This is a genomic window from Cohnella fermenti (genome assembly GCF_004801405.1).
Taxonomy (GTDB): Bacteria; Bacillota; Bacilli; order Paenibacillales; family Paenibacillaceae; genus Cohnella; species Cohnella fermenti.
In genome coordinates, this window is the sequence record NZ_SSOB01000056.1 from 33756 (window position 1) to 56984 (window position 23229).

General features: G+C 53.9%; 17 protein-coding genes. 15 read left to right on the forward strand and 2 right to left on the reverse strand.

Annotated elements, in window-relative coordinates:
- Nucleotides 1–176 precede the first annotated feature (176 nt).
- The 7 genes from E6C55_RS29370 to E6C55_RS29400 are packed head-to-tail and all read left to right on the forward strand — an operon-like array spanning nucleotide 177 to nucleotide 7658.
- Nucleotides 177–1265 (forward strand): sialidase family protein, encoded by a 1089-nt coding sequence (locus tag E6C55_RS29370; protein WP_168735937.1) that lies wholly within the window; start codon nucleotides 177–179, stop codon nucleotides 1263–1265.
- The gene (locus tag E6C55_RS29375; protein WP_168735938.1) at nucleotides 1253–2206 is read left to right on the forward strand and encodes a dihydrodipicolinate synthase family protein; all 954 of its coding nucleotides are present in this window, start codon (nucleotides 1253–1255) and stop codon (nucleotides 2204–2206) included. The genes E6C55_RS29370 and E6C55_RS29375 overlap by 13 nt, the downstream gene beginning before the upstream one ends.
- Nucleotides 2199–3548 carry a GNAT family N-acetyltransferase gene (locus E6C55_RS29380; protein WP_136373402.1) on the forward strand — a complete coding sequence of 450 codons (1350 nt, stop codon included), beginning with the start codon at nucleotides 2199–2201 and terminating at the stop codon, nucleotides 3546–3548. The genes E6C55_RS29375 and E6C55_RS29380 overlap by 8 nt, the downstream gene beginning before the upstream one ends.
- A 48-nt stretch (nucleotides 3549–3596) precedes the next feature.
- On the forward strand, nucleotides 3597–4622 hold the full coding sequence (locus E6C55_RS29385; RefSeq protein ID WP_136373403.1) for a Gfo/Idh/MocA family protein: 1026 nt from the start codon (nucleotides 3597–3599) through the stop codon (nucleotides 4620–4622).
- Entirely contained in the window at nucleotides 4612–5613 is a 1002-nt protein-coding gene (locus E6C55_RS29390) for a Gfo/Idh/MocA family protein (RefSeq protein ID WP_136373404.1), read from the forward strand. The genes E6C55_RS29385 and E6C55_RS29390 overlap by 11 nt, the downstream gene beginning before the upstream one ends.
- A gap of 49 nt (nucleotides 5614–5662) precedes the next feature.
- Nucleotides 5663–6514, forward strand: a complete 852-nt coding sequence (locus tag E6C55_RS29395; protein WP_136373405.1) for a glucosamine-6-phosphate deaminase — start codon at nucleotides 5663–5665, stop codon at nucleotides 6512–6514.
- Nucleotides 6498–7658 carry an N-acetylglucosamine-6-phosphate deacetylase gene (locus E6C55_RS29400; protein WP_136373406.1) on the forward strand — a complete coding sequence of 387 codons (1161 nt, stop codon included), beginning with the start codon at nucleotides 6498–6500 and terminating at the stop codon, nucleotides 7656–7658. The genes E6C55_RS29395 and E6C55_RS29400 overlap by 17 nt, the downstream gene beginning before the upstream one ends.
- A gap of 128 nt (nucleotides 7659–7786) precedes the next feature.
- Here the strand turns inward: E6C55_RS29400 and E6C55_RS35500 are convergent, their stop codons facing one another.
- Complete coding sequence (locus E6C55_RS35500; RefSeq protein ID WP_407923774.1) at nucleotides 7787–8047, reverse strand: transposase; 261 nt, start codon at nucleotides 8045–8047, stop codon at nucleotides 7787–7789.
- A gap of 568 nt (nucleotides 8048–8615) precedes the next feature.
- Between E6C55_RS35500 and E6C55_RS29410 the strand changes: the two genes are divergently transcribed.
- From E6C55_RS29410 to E6C55_RS29445, 8 genes are all read left to right on the forward strand, one after another.
- On the forward strand, nucleotides 8616–12566 hold the full coding sequence (locus tag E6C55_RS29410; protein ID WP_136373407.1) for an RCC1 domain-containing protein: 3951 nt from the start codon (nucleotides 8616–8618) through the stop codon (nucleotides 12564–12566).
- A gap of 32 nt (nucleotides 12567–12598) precedes the next feature.
- On the forward strand, nucleotides 12599–13237 hold the full coding sequence (locus E6C55_RS29415; protein WP_136373408.1) for a hypothetical protein: 639 nt from the start codon (nucleotides 12599–12601) through the stop codon (nucleotides 13235–13237).
- Nucleotides 13234–18240, forward strand: a complete 5007-nt coding sequence (locus E6C55_RS29420; protein WP_136373409.1) for an RHS repeat domain-containing protein — start codon at nucleotides 13234–13236, stop codon at nucleotides 18238–18240. The genes E6C55_RS29415 and E6C55_RS29420 overlap by 4 nt, the downstream gene beginning before the upstream one ends.
- 627 nt (nucleotides 18241–18867) lie before the next feature.
- Nucleotides 18868–19389: a helix-turn-helix domain-containing protein gene (locus E6C55_RS29425; RefSeq protein WP_230986913.1), complete on the forward strand. Its 522-nt coding sequence runs from the start codon at nucleotides 18868–18870 to the stop codon at nucleotides 19387–19389.
- A 34-nt stretch (nucleotides 19390–19423) separates the two neighbouring features.
- Nucleotides 19424–20146: a transposase gene (locus E6C55_RS29430; RefSeq protein WP_211093671.1), complete on the forward strand. Its 723-nt coding sequence runs from the start codon at nucleotides 19424–19426 to the stop codon at nucleotides 20144–20146.
- 33 nt (nucleotides 20147–20179) lie between these two features.
- Complete coding sequence (gene ltrA, locus E6C55_RS29435) at nucleotides 20180–21502, forward strand: group II intron reverse transcriptase/maturase (protein ID WP_136373410.1); 1323 nt, start codon at nucleotides 20180–20182, stop codon at nucleotides 21500–21502.
- Between the two features lie 216 nt (nucleotides 21503–21718).
- The gene (locus E6C55_RS29440; protein ID WP_136373411.1) at nucleotides 21719–22261 is read left to right on the forward strand and encodes a helix-turn-helix domain-containing protein; all 543 of its coding nucleotides are present in this window, start codon (nucleotides 21719–21721) and stop codon (nucleotides 22259–22261) included.
- A gap of 100 nt (nucleotides 22262–22361) precedes the next feature.
- A complete protein-coding gene (locus E6C55_RS29445) occupies nucleotides 22362–22964 on the forward strand; it encodes a transposase (RefSeq protein ID WP_330999671.1) in 603 nt (200 codons plus the stop codon).
- Nucleotides 22965–23028: 64 nt separating this feature from the next.
- On the opposite strand, the gene E6C55_RS34320 is transcribed toward E6C55_RS29445, so the two are convergent.
- Nucleotides 23029–23229: hypothetical protein (locus E6C55_RS34320; RefSeq protein WP_211093673.1), on the reverse strand; the 201-nt coding region annotated here is incomplete at its 5' end.

Below are 23229 nucleotides of genomic sequence, written 5' to 3' on the forward strand. Positions count from 1 at the left end.
TGAAGACGAATGAAGCAGCGAAGAACGTTGTGCAGACGAATGAAGTAACGAAGAACGTTGTGAAGACGAATGAAGTAACGAAGAGCGAAGAATACGACGAATAAGCGGCCGCGCATTCGCGGCGATCCCGCGGGTGTGCGGTTCTCGGCTGAGGAACGGACACGGGAGGAATGGACTTGAAGCATGTAACGATATACAGGGAGCCGGGCCGCTATGCGGCCTGGCCGGCGAATTACGGAATCTGGTCCTGGGGCGACGAGATCGTGGTCGGGTTTACTTCCGGTTACCATCTGACGGAAGGCGGCTTCCATGCGCGGGACCGTTCCCGTCCCTTCACGACGATGCAGGCTCGCAGCCTGGACGGAGGATTGACCTGGCAGTCGGAAGCGATGCCGCTGCGCACGCCCGGCAACCGCGGCTTGTCGACCGGAGAGCATCGCGACGGCGATTCCGATGCTGCGGAAGAGGAGAACGCGCCCGTTCCCTATCCGGGAGAGGTGCGCTTCGACGATCCGAACTTCGCGCTGCTATTCGCCCGAGGGGACATCACCGGCGAATCCAAGTCTTGGTTCTATACGTCGACGGATCGCTGCCATTCCTGGCAAGGCCCTTATATTCTCCCTGCGATGGGGCTGACGGGGATCGCGGCAAGAACGGATTATCAGGTGTATGGCCCGTCCGAATGCATGCTGTTCCTGACCGCTCCGACGGCCTTGGGAACGGAGACGGGCAGCCGGGTGTTCAACGCTCGCACGACGGATGGAGGCAAGAGCTTCGAATTCGTCTCCTGGATCGGGCCGGAGGCGCCGAACGGCTTCTTGATCATGCCGGCCAGCGTACGTCTTCCGGACGGCGGCTTGCTTGCCGCCATTCGCGGACGGGAGGAGAAGAAGGAGGGCCGGCTTGTCAATTGGATCGACCTGTACGGGTCGTCGGATGACGGCAGGACATGGCAATTCGTAAGCTGCCCCGTCCCGGATACCGGCAACGGAGGCAATCCTCCGACCCTGACGCGGTTGCCGGACGGAAGGCTCTGCATCACCTACGGGTACCGCAACCCCAAGTACGGCATCCGCGCGAAGCTGAGCGGAGATAACGGCCTTACGTGGGGAGACGAGATTATTCTGCGCGAGGACGCGGGAAGCCATGACATCGGCTACACCCGAACCGTGCTGCGCCCGGACGGCACGTTGGTTGTCGTCTACTATTACAACGACGAGATGGGCGGCTCGTGTTATATCGGAGCGACGTTATGGAAGCCGTGAGAGGGGGCGGGGAAGAGATGAAGGCTGTCGTGCCTCAAGGCGTATGGCCCACGATGATCACGCCCTTCCGCGACAATCTGGAGATTGATTACGGAGCGCTTGCGGCGCTGATCGAATGGTATAAGGCGGCCAAGGTTGACGGTCTGTTCGCCGTGTGCCAATCGAGCGAGATGTTCTTCCTCTCGCTGGAAGAGAGAGTGCTGCTGGCGAGCTTCGTCGTGAGCCAAGCGAACGGAGAGCTGCCGGTCATCGCCTCGGGACACGTCTCCGAACGGCTGGAGGATCAGATCGCGGAGATCGAAGCGATCTCGGCGACCGGGATCGACGTCTTCGTCCTGCTGACCAATCGATTGGCGAAGGCGGAAGAGAGCGACGAGGTATGGAGGAGCAACGCGGAGCGAATTCTGGCCGCCTTCCCGGACCAACAATTCGGGTTGTACGAGTGTCCGTATCCGTACAAGCGGCTGCTCTCGACCTCTCTGCTGGAGTGGTGCGCCTCCACGGGGCGATTCCTGTTCATCAAGGATACCTGCTGCAATGTCGGCATTCTGGAGGAGCGGCTTCGGGCGCTCAAGGGCACACCGCTGCAGCTGTTCAATGCCAATTCGGCGACGCTGCTCGATTCGCTGCGGCTCGGAGCAGCCGGCTTCAGCGGAGTGATGGCGAACTTCCACCCCGACCTCTACGTGTGGCTGACCCGCAACTGGCAGGTGCAGGGCGAACGGGCGGAACGGCTGCAGGCTTTTCTCGGGACGGCTTCGCTTATCGAACTGCAGATGTACCCGATCAACGCGAAGCACAGCTTGCAGCTCGAAGGCTTGCCGCTGAAGCTGTTCAGCCGCACGAAGGATTATACGGCCTTCGATCCGCATGCCCGCTTGATCGTCAGTCAGCTTGGGGATACGGCTGCCCAGTATCGCGGGAGCTTGCTCGATGAGTAGCGACGGGGCGGTTCTGCGGCTGCTGAAGGCGGAGGAGATGGAGGATGCGGTCCGCCTGGCGGATTCGATCTTCCGGCAAGGAGACAAGGTGTCGATGGGCCGCTCCCTGCCCAAGGTGTTCTCCAAGAGCCTGCGGCAATCGATCGGCTGCTTCGTCGAAGGGCGGCTCGTCTCGTTCGCGGGGATGGTTCCTTCCCGTATCCGGATCGGGGCGGCCACGGTGAACGTATATTCATACGGAGCGGTGTGCACGCATCCCGACTTCCGCGGCCAAGGCCACGCAGGGAGGATTCTTCAATTCGCGAAGGAGCACGCCGGGCGGTCGGGAGCTTCCCTGCTGCTCGTCTCGGGGGATCGCTCCTTGTATATGGAGGCGGGCTGCAGCCGCTTCGGGCGTGTTGCTCGCTACAGGCTTGTTCCGGGGCAATCGCCGGTTCGCGCTCCGGAGACGGAATCGGGAACGGCATCCGGGTCAGAGCCGGAGAACGCGCCGCCATCCGGCGCGGAGGCGAATTCGTCGCTGCGCTGCCGTCCGGCCGACGAGACCGATTGGTTCCGCTTGCACGAGGTCGCTTCCGCGCAGCCGGTCGGCTTCGAGCGAAGCCTCTGGGATCTGGCGGAGCTGCTTCGCGCCGAAGCGGTCGCTTCCATCCGGCAGCTTCGTCACCGCATCTGGCTGGCGGAGCGGGACGGCGTGCCCGTCGCTTATTGCGTCGCGGCTGTGAAGGAGGCGCGGGAAGAGGAAGCGCGGGGCGAGACGGAAGCGAAGGGCGAGACGGAATCGAGGGATAAGACGGAAGCGCGGGGCGAGACGGAACCAAGGGATAAGACGGAAGAGGCGGACAAGGCGAGCAAAACGTCAGAGGCCGGAGAACGCGCGGGCTTGGTCGTCGATTGGGCGGGCGAACCGGCGGCCGTCGTCTCTCTGCTCGATCGCATGGGCGGCGGTCTGGGGCTTGAGTCGCTCGAGATAACGATCGGCCGGCACGAGTGCGAGCTTGCGGAGCTCCTGCGACCGGTTCTCGAGGAGAGCGGCTGCAACCAGGGAACGCTCCTCATCGTCGACGAGCTTCGGCTGTTCCGACAGCTCGCTCCTTATTGGGCAGCTGCCGGTTATCGGGAGGAGGACATTCCGAAGCTGGCGGAGGCCGACGCCGGCAAGGTGTCGATCGTCTTCGGAGACGGAGAGCCGCCGTTGACGCTTCGCAGAGAAGAGCTCGCAGGCTGGCTGTTCGGGGCAGGGGACTCGAGCCCACTACAGGAGGATTCGCGGGAAACTGCGAGAGGTTGCCGAGGGCTTCCGATCCCGCTGCCTTACACCAAAGGGTTGAATTTTGTCTAGCCGCGTCTTGATGGACCGGATGGATTGGATAGGGAAGGGAGCACGGAAATGAACAGGAAGTTCGGCATTCTGGGATGCGAGCACGGCCATATTGCGATATTTATCGAAGAGATGCTCGCCATAGGCCACGAATGCGTCGGGCTCTATGAGCCTGGCAACGAGAAGCTGGCCGCTTCCATCGCCGGCAAATATCGAATTCCCGTTCTCGACGATAGTGCCCGGTTATTGGAGCCGGATGTCGAGATCATCGGGAGCTCTTCCATCAACAACGAGAAAATCGATGTCATCGAGCTATGCGAATCCCATGGCAAACACATTATGGTCGACAAGCCCGCCGTGACGAATCGAAGCGGCTTGGAGCGGCTTCAGGCTGTCGTTCGCAGAGGGAACGTGCAAGTCGGGATGCTGCTTACCGAGCGGTTCCACCCGGCGATTCATACGTTGAAGAAGCTTATCGAGAGAGGAGAGCTTGGCCGATTGGTCACGATCGGCATGCGCAAGCCGCATCGGCTTGGGGCCGCGAACCGGCCGTCATGGTTTTTCTCGCGGGAACAGAGCGGGGGCATTCTCGTCGATCTGCTCGTTCACGACTTCGATCTGCTGCGCTGGCTGACCGGTGCGGAGATCGCGGAGACGAACGGATATATGGGCAAGCACATTCTGCCCGAGCATCCGGAGTTCTACGACGAGGTGAGCCTGCAGGTTCGAATGACGAAGGGGGTGGGCGCGCAGCTATATGCGGATTGGCATACTCCGGGCAGGAGCTGGACGTGGGGAGACGGCCGGATCTTCGCGACGGGAACGGAGGGCTTCGCCGAGCTGCGGCTGTCGGGCGACCCTCTGGTCGGGCTGGAGCCGATCGTTGTGAGCGCTTCGTTCGAGAAGGAGACGGCAAGAATCGCGGCGCTGGCGCCGGAATGGTCGATCAGCGAGGACTTCCTGCGCCGCATCGATGGACGGCCGTCGATTATCGGTCATTCCGATATCGTGGCCGCGTCGCTGGCCTGCGTCATGGCCGATGAGCAAGTTCGCATCGTGCGTGCGGAGCCGGGAGGCGGCAACAATGAACAGTAGAAAAATCAACTTCGCGGTCGTCGGCTGCGGAGCGATATCGGAAGCCCACCTGGCGGGCATTGCGAGCATCGACGAAGCGGTGCTTGCAGCGGTATGCGACCTGAACGAGGAACGCGCCCGGCAGAAGTCGGATAGGTATGGCGGAACCGTTTATACGAATTACGAGGACTTGCTGCGGTACAGTGACATCGATGTCGTCTGCCTGTGCACGCCGAGCGGGCTGCATCCGGAACAGACGATTCTGGCAGCCCAGGCGGGCAAGCATGTGATCTGCGAGAAGCCGATTGCCCTGCAACTGGACGATGTCGACCGAATGATCGATGCTTGCCGCCGAAGCGGGGTTAAGCTGTCGACTGTTTTTCCCCGCAGAATGTCTCCCACTTCCCGATACGTGAAGGCTCTCTTGGAGGAGGGCAGGCTCGGCAAGCTCAGCTTGTGCTCGGGGCATGTGAAGTTCTATCGCGGCCAGGCGTATTACGACAGCGCCGGTTGGCGAGGAACCTGGGAGATGGACGGCGGCGGGGCGATGATGAACCAAGGAATCCATACGGTGGACTTGCTGCAGTGGCTTGCCGGCCCCGTTCAGTCGCTGTCCGGCTACGCGCGCAATGTGCTTCGGAGCATCGAGGTTGAGGACACCGCCGTCGCCGCACTGCAGTTCCGCAGCGGAGCGCTTGGCATCCTTGAAGCGACGACGACGGCGTACAAGCAGCCGGATCATCAGATTGTCATCCAAGGGGATCGGGGAACGGTTGTGCTGGAGGGCGACGCCATTCGCAAGCTGGAGATCATGGGCGAGGACGTGCAGCTCCCCGAATTCGAGGCTTTCGAGGTCATACCGGACGGGCACCGCTTGTTGATTCGGGATATGGCGCTTGCCGTTCTGGAAGACCGGGAACCGCTGATCGACGGAGAGGCGGGCCGCCATGCGCTCGAGATCATTCTCGGTACGTATCGGTCGGAACGTACCCGTCAGGAGGTTGCGCTGTGACGTTGGACGGGGCGGCCAAGAAAGGACGACCAAGAAAGGGGGCGGATCGATGAACCGGGATGTCATCAAGGAGCAGACGGTCGACCGGCTTCAGGTGCGGGTGTTCCGCACCCGGCAGGAGATGGGCGAGAATGCGGGGGAGGATGCGGCGAATCGGATGCGGGAGCTGCTGCGGATCAAGCCGACGATTCGCATGGTGTTCGCGGCGGCGCCTTCGCAGCATGAATTCCTGCAAGTTCTCGCGGACAGCGAAGGAATCGATTGGTCGCGGGTGGAGGTTTTCCACATGGATGAGTACTTGGGTCTTCCCGAGCATTCGACGGAGCGCTTCGGGCACTTCCTGACGAAACATCTGTTCGAGAAGGTGCGCCCCGGCAAGGTGCATCTGATCGACGGCTCCGCATCCTCCGTTCGTGAGGAGTGCGAGAGATATGCGGGCTTGTTATCGGCAGCGGAGATCGATATCGTCTGCCTTGGCATCGGCGAGAACGGGCATCTGGCCTTTAATGATCCGCCGGCCGACTTCGACGAGTCCGCGCTCATCAAGCGGGTGGAGCTTGACGAGGCTTGCCGCCGCCAGCAGGTGAACGACGGCTGCTTCCCGAGTCTGGACGAGGTGCCCACCCATGCGCTGAGCCTGACGATTCCGGCGCTGATGAGCGGAGCCAGTCTGCTGTGCATCGTTCCGGGACCGAGGAAGCGGGCCGCGGTGGCCCGGACCTTAACCGGCGAGATCGCGGAGGATTGCCCGGCGACGGCGCTGCGGCGTCATCCGAGCTGTATCCTCTATGTTGACGAGGATTCGTATGGCGTTGGCGATGGCAATGGCGAGTACACTAATGGTGACGGCGAGGATTCGTATGGCGTTGGCGAGGAGCAGTCGCATGGCGTCATCGAGTAGCGGGATTGTGCTGGAAGGGCGGCTTGTCTGCAGCGGCGTTCCTCATCGCATTCGTGTGCGAGATGGGCGCGTCGCGGAGCTGGAGCCGATCAAGACGGAAGCGCTCGCCGGGCTGCCTTGGATCGGTCCCGGGCTTGTCGATCTCCAGATCAACGGCTATGCCGGGATCGACTTCAACTCGCTCGCATTGACGGCGGACGAGGTCGAGGAAGCCGCCCGCCGCCTCAGCAGGCAAGGGATAACGACCTTCCTGCCGACGGTCATTACGAATAGCGACGAGAATATCGCCCGTCTGGTGTCCATTATCGCCGAGGCTTGCGAATCGGACCCGGATACGGCGCGAAGCATTCCCGGGATTCATCTGGAAGGGCCGTTCCTGTCGCCGGAGGACGGCCCGCGCGGCGCTCACGACAAGCGATACATCCGCGAGCCGGATTGGGACTTGATGTCGCGCTGGCAGCATGCGGCGAACGGGAGAATTCGTGTCCTTACTTTGTCTCCCGAATGGGAGGGCTCGGCCGCCTTCATCCGCCGCTGCCGGGAGCACGGCATTCGGGTGTCGATCGGGCATACCGGAGCGTCGCCGGAGGCGATTCGCGGGGCGATTGAAGCGGGGGCGACGATGAGCACGCATCTCGGCAACGGGGCTCATCTGATGCTGCCCCGGCATCCGAACTACATCTGGGAGCAGCTTGCGGCGGACGAAGTGACGGCCGCCTTCATTGCCGACGGCTTCCATCTTCCCGACTCCGTCTTGAAGGTCTTCCTCCGGTGCAAGGGGCAGCAGGCGATTCTCGTCAGCGACGCGGTCTATCTGGCGGGAATGCCGCCCGGAACCTACGACACCCACATCGGCGGCCGCGTCGTGCTGACCGAGGAAGGGAGGCTGCACCTCGCGGACCAGCCTCGGCTTCTCGCCGGTTCGGCGCAACTGCTGCCCGCGGCAATTGACCGCTTGCTGAAGCGGCGTCTCGTCTCCGTCGGCGAGGCGTGGGAGCTGGCCTCTTCGCGGCCCGCATCGCTCTTGGGGCTGGAAGACGCCGGCCGGATACGCGTCGGCGCAAGGGCGGATCTCGTCGTATTCGATGCCGGCGACGACGGACTGACCATTCGGCAAGTCTATCGCGAGGGTCGGTTGCTCTGAGTGGGACGGAACGGGCTGCAACTCATCATGATACGATGCAAGCCTGAAGAAGAGGCTGTCCCAAAAGCTAACTCTGGAACAACGCCTTCAGCAGCAAAATAGGATGGCATTCGGAATAAACCAAGGAGCTAAGCAGCCTGTTCTCGCTTAGCTCCTTGGTTTGTGGCGTCCATCTCTGCTTTATTGAGCAGACTGTGGGCAAGCAAAAGCAACCCGACCTCCAGACTTACTTCGGGTAAGCCTCGAAGCAAGAATCGTTTAAAGCCTCGGTTGTTCTTCATAGCGCCAAACACAGGCTCCGATTCGATCATTCGCCTTACGGCCGGAGTATCTTCTTTTTCACTGCGGAACGTTCCCCTGACCTGGTTCCTTAGCAGCCAATACTTCATGCTCGCTTTGATCTCACGATCCCCTTGGGCTTTGGTCCACTTCGGCCTAGCGGACAGGCCTCACAACCGTCGCTTCAGTAATATCGGTATTCGATTTCATCCCCGCTTTCCGTTCTCTCCGTAATCCCTCTCCGAAAGTGAAGCGTTTGTCCGGCCATACATGTCCATGTATCTTGTTCGCTGTTATAGGTCCAGTTATCGGTCTTGCTGATAGGGCAAACTGCGCCTAGAGGGGTTCCGGTAAAAGTCGTATTTTCCATTTTTTAGGATTTCCGCCGAGTCCACAAGGAAGGAGGGCAAGGAATAGAATCAGCCGGGACGGTCAAGCCAATGATTTCCCCATGCGGAATTGGGCGCTGTCTGCCAGCATTCCCGCATGAGAGGTTTGCTATGCCGTCGTGCCGCCATCGGTGAATCAAGCTACAGTTTTACTACAGATATCGACATAGAGGGAGTAGAAATTCGACAACAATAGATTTTATTCGTCAAAATCTCTTATCGATAAACAAGAATAAACAACCTATCATTAGCTATGGTTGAATTTATTGGATAAGAGGGAGTCGATAAAATGTCGTTAGGTCGGTATTATCCTGTCAAGGTATTGTCCCTGTGGTTAAGTTTAGCGCTTCTTATGTCGACGGCACTGTCCGGATCGCATGCCTTCTCGGCTGCTGAATCCGGCCCGCTTGTATTGAGTACCGCGCCGGCCGACCAGGAGTCGAATGTCGCTATCGATCGTCCAATCGTCGTGACGTTTGACGAGACAGTTCAACAAGGGAACAACTTCTCCCTCATCACGTTATACGACCAGAACAAACTTGCGCAAGTTCCAGTCGCAACCTCCATTGACGGTCATCAACTGACCCTTTCTCCCGAAATTTCGCTATCGTACGGCACTGCCTACAAGGCTTATGTTCCATCCGGTTCCGTCCAGAGTGCGAATGGAATTATTCTACAGAACAGCTATGTCATTGAGTTTGTCACGCTGGCGGAGCCGCTCTCCGTTGCTTCTATGGAACCGTCACCGGAAGCAGAGGGAGTGGTTCTGGATCGCCCGATTACGATGGCGTTTAATCTCCCTCTCGATTCCATCTATGAATCCAGACTTAACTTGACAGCGGGCCTGATTGCAGTACCATTCTTCGTCGAGATTCAGGACAATCTGCTTATTCTTCAACCTCTCCATGACCTTGAAGCTGCAACGTCGTATACGGTGAGTCTGGGCATCGGAAGCGTTACGGCAAGCAACGGCCAAACTCTTCAGGGCGCCTATGCGTCTACGTTCACGACCGGGACCGTCTCCGAATCGGCAATGGATGTCCCCGCTCTCCAGGTAATCCGCACAACGCCGTCCGATCGGGAAGAGGATGTAGAACTTGGCGTACCAATCACTGTTGATTTTAACACGACGGTTCAAGAAGGCCCCTCCATCTCGGGAATCCGTCTGAAGAAGCAAGAAGAAGAGATTCCTTATTCCATTACGATCAACGGAACACGGTTAACCATCATTCCGGACCAGGGACTTGAAGAGCAGACCTACTATACCGTCATATTGCCGACGGATGCCGTATTGTCCGAAGAAGGATCGGCCCTTGAAGCTGCTTACCGCTTCGGCTTCCGCACAGAAGGAAGTATGGAGGTGGTGCTTAAGCAGCGGTTGTCCGCCGGTGACGATCACACGTTGTATCTCGATGCGGACGGAACGGTCTGGGCATGGGGAGTCAACCGGTCCGGGCAATTAGGAGACGGCACGACAACCAGCAGCCGCTTGCCGATACAGGTGTTGCAGGCTGCTGACGGCGAGGGACGGGCGGCTCCGCTGGATGGTGTCATCTCCGTGAGCGGCGGGGGCAACTATTCAGCCGTTCTGAGAGCGGACGGCACGGTCTGGACCTGGGGAGGCAACCGTTCGGGCCAACTGGGGGATGGAACGACAAATGACCGTTCGGTTCCAGTGCAGGTCGTGATCGGGGACGGAGTCGGAGGCTTGTCCGCGATCTCGTCGCTTAGCGGCGGAATGGAGCATATAGTGGCGCTCGCCTCCGACGGCACCGTCTGGAGTTGGGGCGCCAACGAGTATGGGCAACTGGGGAATGCGACATTCTCGTCGTCTGGAGTTCCCGTGCAAGTGTTGGATGCATCCGACCATGGCGCGCTGTCCGGTATTGTCGCCATTGCTGCTGGCGCGTATCATTCCCTGGCCTTGAAGGCGGACGGCACGGTGTGGAGCTGGGGGCTCAACAGCCATGGGCAACTGGGCGACGGTTCGACCGTGAATCGCAGCTTGCCCGTTCAGGCGGTGAGCGGGAACGAAGCGGAGATGCTGGCGAACGCGATCGCCGTAGACGGAGGTTCAGGGCACTCCATCGCGTTGTTGGAGGATGGAACGGTATGGGCGTGGGGGGCCAATGACCAGGGCCAACTGGGCGACGGCTCGAAGGAGGACCGCTTATATCCCGTTCAGGTGAAGTCGGCGAATGAAGAAGACCCTCTCTCGAGTATCGTCGCGGTAGGAAGCGGCGCTACGTTCAGCACGGCGCTGACGGCAGAAGGCACGGTCTGGACCTGGGGCGATAACGCCTTCGGACAATTGGGAGATGGAACTTCTCTTGACAGAGATATTCCCGTACAGGTAACCGGAGATCAAGGCGCGGGTCAGCTCACCGGTGTCACCCGAACCAGCGCTGGAGGTTCCCACGTCGCAGTCATGCGTGACGATCATTCCATCTGGAGCTGGGGTCTTAACGAATTCGGGCAGCTTGGCAACGACACCGATTCGAATTACGCCTATCCGGTAGAGTTGGTTTGGTCCCCGCAATTGACGGTTGAGAGCAGCTATCCCGAGCAGAACGGAACCGTCTCGACGCTGACCCCTACGCTGACCGTGACCTTTAACTACGATATTCAACAAGGGAACGACTTTGATCGCGTGGTTCTTCAGTACGGGGATGAGCAAGTCGCGCTTGAACAGACAATCGAAGGCAACCAGCTTCAACTGACACCCGTGGAGCCGCTGTTGCCGGGCGCCGTATACGAACTGCTGATTCCCGAAGAGGCGGTCTATTCGGAGGAGATCGACACGACTGACGAGACCTATACTTCCCTCAACCTGGCAATGTTCATGGCCAGCCTCGGCAACGAGGTTCAGATGCTGTCGGCCACCACGAGCAGCACCTTGTACACGTTGACGTTCACGACGGTCGCAGGCACAACGGAATCCAGGCAACTGTTGGATGCAGGCTATGATCATACGTTGCTCGTGAAGTTGGATGGTTCCGTATGGGCAACTGGCTCTAATACGTACGGGCAACTGGGAGATGGAACGACAACGAACCAAAGCGAGCTTGTTAGAGTAAGAAACTCGGATGGGACGGGCTACTTGAGCGACGTGTATTCCGTGAGTACGGGATTATATCGATCTCTAGCGGTAAAGACGGACGGAACCGTGTGGAGTTGGGGATATAATTCTTCGTATGGCGCTCTTGGGAATGGGAGCACGACCAATTCTCCTCTACCTGTTCAGGTTGTTGGAAGCGGAGGGACTGGCGCATTAAATAATGTTATCGCTGTAAGCGCGGGATATAGTCACAGTCTTGCGTTGAAGGCCGATGGGACGGTGTGGAGCTGGGGCAACAACGTAGTCGGGATGCTAGGGAATGCCACTCTAGTAACGAGTAAAACTCCTGTGCAAGTCGTTAACTCTACCAATACAGGTGGATTAACCAATGTGATTGCTATTAGCGCAGGCTACGATCATTCTCTTACGCTGCTTGCAGATGGCACGGTATGGAGTTGGGGGAACAACGATTACGGGCAATTAGGAACCAACTCAATAGTAATGTCTACAAAGCCAGTGCAAGTGAAGGGGACAGGAGGAACGGGAGTCTTATCCAATATTATTGCTATTGAAGCTGGCAACCAAAGTTCATTCGCGCTAGCGTCCGATGGGACGGTTTGGAGTTGGGGGAACAATTATTACGGGAAACTGGGAGATGGTACGATGACGACCCGTAAAGCTCCGGTTCAAGTACTTGGAATTGGAGGAACAGGCGTATTGTCTGGTGTAATTGCGATTTCCACTGGTTACCAACATTCTGTGGCTTTAAAGTCAGACGGAACGATCTATGCATGGGGGTTTAATAACAATGGCCAACTTGGGAACAACACGAAGGTGGCGAACAAGAGCCCTGTTCAAGTAGTGGGGATCAACGGCACTGGCATAATGACTGGTGTATGTGCTATAAGCGCGGGACAATATTTTGTCGTTGCTATAACTAACGACGGCGTGCCTTGGGGATGGGGGAACAATGATTCAGGACAACTGGGCGACGGAACAACAACAGCGTCCTTATACCCGGTTTCATTCATTAATCAAGAAAAATACCATTACTTTTACAGCCCGGCTAATCAAGTTACCGAATTCAGCTATTATAAGGGAATCAATGTGTATCGTCGGTTATATACCTATGATCTTAACGGCAACTTAATCAACACAACAACGGCCCAGTTCACGTTTTGATTTGTTTCATAGACGAGAGGATGGATAATAGGATGCGTATCAAGTTCTATATCTGGAAGAAGGCGCTGATGGGAGTACTGCTTTTGGGTGCGGCGGCAATTAGTTTGGTGGGATTGGCTTGGGCCCAAGATAACGAGGGGAAAGACGATCCGTTGTCCCACCTGGAGCGAAGAAGCATAGAAATAAGCGATCCGACTGCCGGCAAGAAGGACCCGATTATTGAAGAGATCAAAGCCAAAGCGGAAGCCAATCGCAAGAGTAGGCTGCATCAAAAGGACCAATTTAACTACACCAAGGAGGATCTGGAGGAACTGTTCGAAGCTGGGGCTTCCATCGAAGACATTTATCGCTCGGACCAACTGGGGAACGAGTGGTTGACCGATCCAAAGTCGCTTATTGAAGAGAAGCGAAGCCAGAATAAGTCCTGGGCATCGGTCGAAGGCGATATCAAGAAACAAAAAGAAACCGAGTTGGCCGTGCTAGGCAAAAAGCACAGCAAGGCCCAGGCCGCATTCAAAAACCAAAAAATAAGCACGGCAGAAAAAATAGAAATTCTTCAAACCCTTGAGGAGCAAGGTGACACTTCGTTGGATCAAGCCTTAAGCACATATCAAACGAAAGGGCTGAAGGGGCTGGAAAGCATGAAGCGGCAAGGAGGAGAACGTCAATGAGAAATTGGCTTCTGACACTCGGAATGGGATTCGCTTTGGTATGGGGCGTTCTCCTGGTCGGTTCCTCCTACGTGAACGCGGCCGTATCCGATGATGACGTATATAGCGCGTTTAATGCGGTTACCGTGCAGGAGCAGATTAATCAAACGAACAAACCACAATATGCGGACAGGGCTGGCAATAGTGAAATCATCGACCCAGCCTCCGGTAATTTAATCTGGCAGTCCACACAGATTCAGCTTCCAGGACGGGAAGGACTGGATTTAAACATCGGGGTGATGTACGATCTGAAAAATTCATTCTTCTACATGCGGCATAAAAAGACTGACGGAAATTTAAAAAAGTATAATTATTTAAGTTCTCGATATGACCTGGGAGCAGGTTGGGCCTTCCAATTCCCATCTATACAGAAACTGGACGATTACCTTTATTATCACGGGGGAGACGGCGCCGTTTATAAAGCGAATACAAAATCGTTAACTTCTTCGTTGATTTTTTTCAGCTTAATAGGCTATCCAGGAACAGACAAACAGCTAGTGGAAGAGATTGGAGTGGGCTCCTTTTCCAATGGGGTTGATTCCTCCAAATATTATTTGGAATACGATGATGATAGAAGAGAGTACTTCTCGGCAGATGGCCGCCTTCTCGGCTTGACCGATCGATTTGGCAATAAAATCACCTTCCAGTATGTCGAGCGAACGGCGTATGACGATGAAACATATAAATACATCTCATCGATTACCGACACCGTCGGTCGAGTTGTGACGTTTACGTATAATGACAGTACGACAACTAATTATTATAGCAATATTACGTTGTCTGTTGCTGATCCTAATGGCAATGTTGTGCAGAAGGTTACTTATGGAAAATGGTTCTGGAATCTGCTCTTTAACGGAGAAGAGGACGGAACCGCTCCGGTCCTGGGTTATATCATCGATGAAAATAGTGAATATACTTATTTTGACTACGGTGTATCTACTAACTACTTCCATTTTAGCGAGAAAACAGTGACCGCTAATTCCGGTTGGAACAGCTATCACCCTCTGCTATATGTCCAGAATAAGAACTCCAAAACGTATTATGAATACGATAAAGCGGCGCGGAATTTGGGGGCAGGCGGATTTGGTGAGGAAAATCGAGTGAACTTGAAAAAGGATATTCTGTATAAAAATACATCTACAACGCAAGGAACTTATAATGCAGTAGCGTATACGTATATAAACGATTACACGGGCTATCCAACCTATAAAAGCGCAAGCGCAATGGATAAAGGTTACTCCTTTTCATCGACAGCAACATTGAGTTCTTCAACTGCTACGAACGGGCTTGCAACGACGACCGAGTTTAACGGGAATCAGCAAGAACATATCATCACAACGAAGGCACCCAATGGGGAGAAGCAGGTCATTACGAATCTTACGTTTTCGGCAGCTTACCCGTCCAAGCCGACGAAAATAGAAGTTAAAGTATACAGTTCCGATTCGGATACCGCCCCCGTTACCCTTTATTTAAGTAGGAATTATACTTCGTGGGGAACCAACGCTGCGGATTCGAAACTGCTAACTTTAAGTCAGTACACTTCTACTAAATATTTAACTTCGTATACGTATGAATCTAATCGTCATTTTCTATCAAGCAAGTCCTGGTATCAGGAGAAGACAGGGAGCCAACTCTCCGAATCGTACACGTATTACAGTGACGGCCGATTAAAAACGTATACGGATGCCAACGGCGTGACGACGACCTACTGCTATGAAGCGATCAGCACCAGTGGCGCGGTCACGAGTAATTGCAGCAATTCGTCTACGGTCGTCTCCGGAATGCTTCAGAAGGTGAAAGCAACCAAGAGTCTCGGTAATGGACAATCGTCCATTTCGGAGGTCTACTACAGCGCAGACACGAGTTATGCGTATCCAAGCAAAACAGTAAGCTACTTCACGACCACCAATAGCACAGGTACGGCCATTACGCAAGCCATTCAGAAGACAATGACGTATGATATGGGCACGGGTCTCTTGAAGACGGAGACAGACTCAGCCGGCAACACGACCTCGTATGCCTATGATATTCTGGGACGCGTGACCTCGGTGACCTATCCGTCCTTTACGAACCTGAATGGGACGGAATACAATGTAACGGATTCATACACGTATACCAATACGAACATCCCGAGCACAGCCGACTCGGCGAATGCCGGGTTAAATGCGCTGAAGGTGATCTCGCAGCGGAAATATGTCCGGACCTCGGATAGTTCAAGCACCATCGTATCCAATCAGGTTGCTTACTATGACGGATTCGGTTCATTGCGCTATGCGACAGAGACGAATAGCGGCACAACCCAGATTACTCAGTATCGCATGGACGATTTGAATCGGGCCGTGTACGCGATCGACCCAATGGGCAACACGACCACGGTGACGTATGACGCCTGGGGCAATGCGAAGGAAACTGCCGACGTTTATGGAAATTTGTATGTGACAGAGAACGATCCCAAGGCGCGCAAAGTCACGCAATATCTGGTTGCCGCTATGGATGTCACGGCGTATCGCGCGGATAGCACCGTGGCAAGCTTGAAGTCCAACTATATCGAGCATGATTATGATCAATGGGGCAACCTGAGCTCGAATAAGGTATACAAGGATTGGCCTGCGCAAAGCCAACCGCTTATGGAGACGTACACATACGATCTCGTCGGCAATTTAAAAACGTATGCCGATCCCAATGGCAACACGAACAGTAATGGTGTCACGACGAGCTATAGTTATGATGGGCTTAATCAGCTCACGTCCGTAACGGATGCGATAGATCAAATGACGACGTACACGTACGATGCGAACGGGCTGATGACAGGCGCCACCATACAAGCAGGGGCGAGCGGGACGCCGCAATCCTTGAAGACCAAAACGTACAATGAAGCAGGGCTCATGACCTCCAAGCTGGATACGTCTTCGAATGTGGAGACGTATGCCTATAACAACCTGGGGCTGCTTCAACAAGCGGTAGACCGAAAGTCGACGGTATTCACGTATGCTTATGATGAGCAGCAGCACAACACGATCGTTACGGCTACGGGATCTTCTGGAGGCACGCAGCAGAACAAGACCATTATTGGCAGCAATGGAATCCTGTATACTACCAATGAGACCTACCAGAATGGGAGCAAGACAGGTACGCTGACCGCCGGTATGGACTATTTAAACCGGGTAACCTCCCTCTCGTTGCAAAATGCAAACAGCACCTATACGTCCTACTTGGGGCTCACCTATGATAGCAACGGTCGGATTACCGTAACCAATGCGGGGGCCACGTCCAGCGGCGGATTCTACGTACGCTACAAATATGCGCAGAAGAGGCTCGATAAGGTTCAGGTCAATGGATCGTCTATTACCAATGATACCGCCGCCTCGAACGTGACGTATGCTTATTATGCGAACGGCCAAGTGAAGAGTGTGACGTATCCAACATTAACGAGTGGAAGTACGCTCGTAACGACCTACGTCTACGATGCCTTGGGCCGCGTCTCGACGGTTACCAATGCCAAGGGGACAACCACGCTATCCAAGTATACCTATACGTACGACAACAATGGTAATGTGGTGGCTCTCGTTGAAGTCGTCACGGGTCAAACGGCTAAGTCCAGCACATATTCGTATGACAAGCTCAATCGGTTAACCGGGATTGTTCGTTCGGGTCGCACAATTACGTATGTTTACGATCTGCAGGGGAATCGGCAGACGGTATTCGATTCGAATCCGGGCGAGTTCGATATGAATGAGACGAGCTACACGTACGACTTGTTTAACGTGCTGACGAGCGCCACGTATGGGACGAACTCGGCGAGCTTCGACTACACGCCGGATGGAATGCGGTACAAGAAGACGTCGGGAAGCGCGGTTACCCAGTATCGCTACAACCCGAACGGCGAAGTGATCGCCGAAGTAAACAGCAGCAATGCGACGGTGGCGAATTACGTGCGCGGCGATCGTCTGCTCGTCAAGAAAGACGTCTCGACAAGCAAGGATTACTATTACCTGTACAACGGTCATGGTGATGTGGTGCAGATTGTCGATACGGCCGGCGCCATCGTCAATAGCTACAGCTACGACGAGTGGGGCAATCTGGCCAGCCAGTCCGAGCAGATCTCCAATATGTTCAAGTACGCTGGTGAAGTCTACGATAGCGAGACGGGGCTTTACTACCTTCGCGCCCGCTACTACGACCCGAGCATGGGCAGGTTCATTAATGAGGATACGTATGAGGGGCAGATTGATAATCCTTTGACGCTGAATTTGTATACGTACGTTGGGAACAATCCATTGCGGTATACTGACCCATCAGGTCATTGCTTTACGGACTGGTTAGGGAAAAGTTACTGTAAAAAAGCATGGAATGCTACTAAGGGGTTTGCGGTGGATACTTACAATAAAGCAGTTAATGCAGATTGGTCAGAGATTGCGCTTGGACTTACGCAGTTAGTTGGGGGAGCAACAGAAGCATGGGCGGGCAGTTCTATTGCTATTGCAGGCTCAGAAACGGGAGTCTTGATTGCTGTTGGGGGATATATTGCAGTTGACGGAGTAAGTAACATGTCAGGCGGTGCATCAAGAATAAAGAATGGATGGAGTGGCTCAAAAGCTGGCGATGAATGGAACTTCATGAAAAATGCATATAAAGATTTACTTGGTGACGGGTTGGGGAGTAACTTTTATAATGCTACTCAAATAGGGATAGGTATATTCACTATAGGTAGCGGAATAAGTTCACTTCCTGCTGAAGCTGCCTCAGTAACCAAGTTTGGTTACGGCATCAAACTTGTTTCAGATGGAGCAAAAACATACACTAAGGTTAGTCAGAGTGGTTCATTAGTTACAATAAGTACGTATACTGAGGGCAACGTTTTAGTAACCCAAACGGTCATAAACACAACAAAGATAACTTCGGGTACTTTGCTAATTGGTGTTGATGGGATAAATGTTTACGGTGCAGAGGATTCTTTGCATTAGAGAGGAGAACGTTATTCAATGTCCTATTTGCAAAACCTTCTATATTTCAGTATTCCATTAATGATTTTTTCTTATATCTTGAATAGAATGAAAAATAACAAGGTGCTGTTGGTGATTTGGATATTATTAGTAATAGTTACAATAATTTGTGGTATATCAATGTTTATGTTGAGTCTATTTTAAAATTATTTTGGAGGCCACATGCGAGCGTAACAACTCCATGTGGTTTTCGTGCGCCTAGCAAAGCTAGGTACAACTCGTCGGTGAAAGTCCGGCCAAGGTAAGAGCCAAGTCGCCTTGTAGCTGACAGGCAACTGGTGGAGAAATCCTAAGGTTGAAGCCCTGTGACAAAGCATTCCATACGGATTGCGAGCAAAAGTTCAGACCGTAACATCAAGTGAATCCTGCCGCATCGTCACATGGGCCCGAAAGGGACAAGAGAGAGTCGAGCCTTGAGAAACCAGGCGAAGACCATGGAACGTGCAAAGAGCTTGGAATGCAGCACGGAAGAACTCTCCGGTGTAAGGGGAACGGTATGTTCTGAAAGTTGTATCTGGAACTAGTGCTTAATTTCTCAAATGATCCAACGGTATGAGGTTAATCTTACCAGGGAGTATGTTACACTTAATGAACAGAGCAATGTTCATAGAGGTGATCCCGATGGCAAGAGGACCAAAGGCTGCTGAAATCCTGGTAAGTGAAAAACAACGCGAAATACTGGAACAACTGATTCGGCGACGCAATACACCGCAAGCTTTGGCAAAACGGGCGCGCGTCTTTTTGGAGTCGGTCAAAGGCGTCAACAACACTGCTATTAGCGAGCTCTTGTCATTCGATCGACCGCAAGTGGTCCTTTGGCGCGGGCGTTGGATTGCGCATTATCCGGAGTTTTGCCGAATCGAACAAGAGCATCCTGAAGAATTGGAAGATGCCATTGTTCAATTGCTTCAGGATCAGTCTCGTCCAGGAGCACCGGCGACTTTTACCGAACAACAAGTGCTGCAAATCATGGCGATTGCGTGCGAAGATCCGACGCTCAGCGGACGGCCGATCAGCCATTGGACGCCACGCGAAGTGCGTGATGAAGCGATCAAACGCGGCATTGTCACTTCCATTTCGCTCACACAAGTATGGCGCTTTTTAAAATGAGGCGGATTTACAACCCCACCGGTCGAAAGGTTGGATGAACGCCAAACCGCAGGACCCTATCGAATTTGCCGAGAAAACGCGGGAAATCAGTCGGCACTATCGGTTGGCTCCGCTCTTGCATACACTTGGCGTGCACGTCGTGTCGATCGACGAAATGACGGGCATACAAGCATTGGAGCGACTTCATGCCCTACTACCGATGAAACCGGGATTGGTGGAACGGCGAGAATTTGAATATATCCGTCATGGCACGCTCAGTCTCATTTCCGGCTTGGCGGTAGCCTTGGGCAAAATCGTTTCTTCCACAATGGCGCCGACACGTGACGAAAACGATTTTGCCGCTTATATCGAGCAGTTGATTGAAACCGATCCGCATGCTGAATGGGTATTTATCGTCGATGGACTGAACACCCATCAGTCGGAGAGTCTAGTTCGACTGGTTGCGCGACATTGTGAATTGGACGATACGCTGGGTCAGAAAGGCAAGTCGGGTGTGCTGGCTAGACAAGCCAGCCGAACTGCATTTTTATCCGATCCGTCACATCGTATTCGATTCGTTTACACGCCCAAGCACTGTTCATGGCTGAACATGATCGAATTATGGTTCAGCATTCTGGTTCGTCGTTTGCTCAAGCGTGGAACCTTCACCAGCACTTTGAACTTACAGAAACAAATCTTTCAGTTTATCGATTATTTCAATGCAACGATGGCAAAACCGTTCAAATGGGCATACAAGGGTAAAGCCCTGTGCGTTTAACTGTTGGTATATTTGCGGAAAACAGCACTAGCCATGACAACGGGATTGGAAAGAATAGCAGCAAAAGCACGAGAAGATGCGAAGCTTCCGTTTACTTCTCTCACCCACCACATCACAAAGGAACGGCTGCGGGAGTGTTTGCAGCATATTCCCAAACGTACGGCACCCGGCGTAGACGGGATCACCCGGGATGAAGCGATGAAAACCTTCGAGGTTTGGGCAGATGAAATGCTCACATCGATTCACCGGAAGGGATACCATCCGCCAGCCGTAAGAAGAGTCTGGATACCGAAGCCTGGAAAGAAGGAGAAACGTCCGTTAGGCGTCCCTGCCGTGGCAGATCGCGCCTTACAGCGGTGCACAGCGGAGATACTGACCGCTATCTACGAGCAAGACTTTCTAAATTGCTCGTTTGGGGGCAGGCCGGGAAGAGGTCAGCACAATGCCTTGGCGACATTGAACGAGATCATAGCTGGAGAAAAGGTCGGCTGGGTGCTAGAGGCAGACTTGAAGAATTTCTTCGGCAGTCTGGACCACGAGTGGATGATGAAGTTTGTGGAACACCGCATCGGTGATCCACGAATCCTTCGACTTATTGGGCGTTGGTTAAAGGTTGGTGTGCTGGAAGACGGCAAAATCCACGTCAGCGAAGAAGGTACACCGCAGGGTGGCTCAATCAGTGTTTTGCTAAGCAATCTGTATTTACACTATGTGCTGGATCTGTGGTTTGAGAAAGCGATTAAGCCACGGCTGAGGGGCGAGGCCTACCTCATTCGGTATATTGACGATTTCATCGTCTGTTTCCAGTACCGTAGTGACGCTATCCGATTTCAGGAGGCGCTCCGGAATAGACTCCACAAGTTTAAACTGGAGTTAGAGCCGAGCAAAACCAGATTAATCGAATTTGGGCGATTTGCTAGCAAGCACAGCCAAACCAAAGGCAAGCGCAAGCCGGATACCCTCTACTTTCTGGGATTTACGCATTACTGCACGCGAAACCGACAAGGGAATTTCATGGTGGGCAGGAAGACGGAGAAGAAACGACTGAAGCGAAGCATTGGAAACGTGCAGGAAACAATGAGAAGAATGCAGCATGAAGCGGTAGAGAAGCAGGCGATAAAGATCAATCAGATACTACAAGGCCATTATGCCTATTACGGAATGGCAGGAAATATGAGGTGTCTGAACAAAGTCTATGCCGCCGCTGTTACCTACTGGCGGAAAGTGCTGAGCAGGCGAAGTCAGAAAAGCGATGTAACTTGGGAAGAATACCGCCAAATTCGCTCATTATTTCCCCTTAAGCGACCGAAACTCTTCATTCCCTACAATCGATTGAAGACCTACGCTATGCTGTAAAACCAGTTCTGAAGAGCCCGATGCGGGAAATCCGCACGTCGGGTTCTGTGGGGGTTCGGGCCACCAGTTGGGTGGCCCTTCTACCCGGAGGGACTGGGATACCAGTCCCCCACTCTACTAGTACAGCAAAGCTTAATTAAGCTATCCATAGCAAGAACGAATCCGTAAATAGATTAATTCATGGTAAGAACCCAAACGAAGAAGGGGGAGCTTACCATGGTAAAAGGACCTAAGCTTCAAGCCGTTGAAATAAGCGAAGCACAGGCGGAGGTGTTAGAACAATTCGAGCGTCGTCACCAAACCCCTCAGCAAATGGCCAAGCGCGTTCGCGTTGTCCTCCTTGCCGTTCAAGGACTGGGGAACCGGGATATTTCTCGAATCATTGGACTCGATCGCATGCAGGTCGGTACGTGGCGAAAACGCTGGATTACCGAATATGATCGTCTTTGCCGAATCGAAACGGAACATCCCAAGCAATTGGAAGACGCCATCAAGAACCTCTTTTCGGATGTGCCACGCTCAGGCGCGCCCGCCACATTCACGGCCGAGCAAGTGGTTCAAATCATCGCTCTCGCTTGCGAAAACCCGGAAGATTCACAGCGACCGATCTCGCACTGGACCACCCGCGAGTTGGCCGACGAGGCCATGAAACGAGGGATTGTTCGCACGATTTCCGAGCGTCAGGTCGGGCGTTTTTTAAAATCAGGCGGATCTGAAGCCCCATCGGAGTCGTTACTGGCTAAACGCCACTCCGAATGACGAGGCGGCCTTTCAACAGAATGTCCGAGACGTTTGTAAAACTTATGCGGATGCGCCGCTCCTGCATCAATTGGGCGTTCATATCCACAGCATCGATGAAATGACGGGGATTCAAGCGTTGGAACGTGCACATCCTACGTTGCCGATGAAGCCAGGTCTGGAAGAGCGCTGTGAATTTGAATATATTCGTCACGGTACCCAATGCCTCATCGCCAACCTCGAAGTCGCAACCGGTGAGGTGACTTCACCGTCGGTAGGCGATACGCGGACAGAGGTCGATTTTGCCGCGTACCTTGACACGTTGATCAGCCAAGATCCTCAAGGAGAATGGATTTTCATTACCGATCAACTCAACACGCATCAATCCGAAGCGGTCGTCCGTCTGGTGGCGCGATACGGCGAGTTCAAAGAGGAGCTTGGTGTAAAAGGAAAGTCGGGCATTCTGGCCACAATGGCCTCTCGGGCTGAATTTTTGACGGACCGGACACATCGCATTCGTTTTATCTACACGCCGAAGCATTCCTCATGGCTCAATCAAATCGAAATTTGGTTCAGCATTTTAATGCGACGTCTGCTCAAACGCGGCAGCTTCCTCTCGAAGGAAGATCTGAAATCCAAGATCCTCAAATTTATCGACTACTTTAACCAAACGATGGCCAAACCGTTCCAATGGACTTATCGCGGTAAACCGCTTCATGTCTAATGGATTAAGGATTTATGCTTTGCTGTACTAGTTGTGTTTCAAGTCGGAAGCTCTAATTTAGAAATTAGCGATGCATTAGGTTTTGAATATAAAGGTAGCACTGATTTAATGAGTGGGTTAATATTTGTTTTAAACAATAGCCCAGCGGTGCAATGTCAAGTAGGTGAAACTGTGAAATTGGAAAAAAGTCAGGACGAAACGCCATCGGTGCCGAAAAAAGCGAACACCAAGCGAGACCCACCATGTTGTCGAAATTTTCAGACGA

Excerpts from the sequence above, each read along its gene's own strand:
- E6C55_RS29390 (WP_136373404.1), top strand. The coding sequence starts at position 4,612 with ATGAACAGTAGAAAAATCAACTTCGCGGTCGTCGGCTGCGGAGCGATA.
- E6C55_RS29375 (WP_168735938.1), top strand. The coding sequence starts at position 1,253 with ATGGAAGCCGTGAGAGGGGGCGGGGAAGAGATGAAGGCTGTCGTGCCT.
- E6C55_RS29415 (WP_136373408.1), top strand. The coding sequence starts at position 12,599 with ATGCGTATCAAGTTCTATATCTGGAAGAAGGCGCTGATGGGAGTACTG.
- E6C55_RS29420 (WP_136373409.1), top strand. The coding sequence starts at position 13,234 with ATGAGAAATTGGCTTCTGACACTCGGAATGGGATTCGCTTTGGTATGG.
- E6C55_RS29400 (WP_136373406.1), top strand. The coding sequence starts at position 6,498 with ATGGCGTCATCGAGTAGCGGGATTGTGCTGGAAGGGCGGCTTGTCTGC.
- ltrA (WP_136373410.1), top strand. The coding sequence starts at position 20,180 with ATGACAACGGGATTGGAAAGAATAGCAGCAAAAGCACGAGAAGATGCG.
- E6C55_RS29395 (WP_136373405.1), top strand. The coding sequence starts at position 5,663 with ATGAACCGGGATGTCATCAAGGAGCAGACGGTCGACCGGCTTCAGGTG.
- E6C55_RS29445 (WP_330999671.1), top strand. The coding sequence starts at position 22,362 with ATGACGGGGATTCAAGCGTTGGAACGTGCACATCCTACGTTGCCGATG.
- E6C55_RS29440 (WP_136373411.1), top strand. The coding sequence starts at position 21,719 with ATGGTAAAAGGACCTAAGCTTCAAGCCGTTGAAATAAGCGAAGCACAG.
- E6C55_RS29385 (WP_136373403.1), top strand. The coding sequence starts at position 3,597 with ATGAACAGGAAGTTCGGCATTCTGGGATGCGAGCACGGCCATATTGCG.
- E6C55_RS29410 (WP_136373407.1), top strand. The coding sequence starts at position 8,616 with ATGTCGTTAGGTCGGTATTATCCTGTCAAGGTATTGTCCCTGTGGTTA.
- E6C55_RS29425 (WP_230986913.1), top strand. The coding sequence starts at position 18,868 with ATGAACAGAGCAATGTTCATAGAGGTGATCCCGATGGCAAGAGGACCA.
- E6C55_RS35500 (WP_407923774.1), bottom strand. The coding sequence starts at position 8,047 with ATGAAGTATTGGCTGCTAAGGAACCAGGTCAGGGGAACGTTCCGCAGT.
- E6C55_RS29380 (WP_136373402.1), top strand. The coding sequence starts at position 2,199 with ATGAGTAGCGACGGGGCGGTTCTGCGGCTGCTGAAGGCGGAGGAGATG.
- E6C55_RS29430 (WP_211093671.1), top strand. The coding sequence starts at position 19,424 with ATGAACGCCAAACCGCAGGACCCTATCGAATTTGCCGAGAAAACGCGG.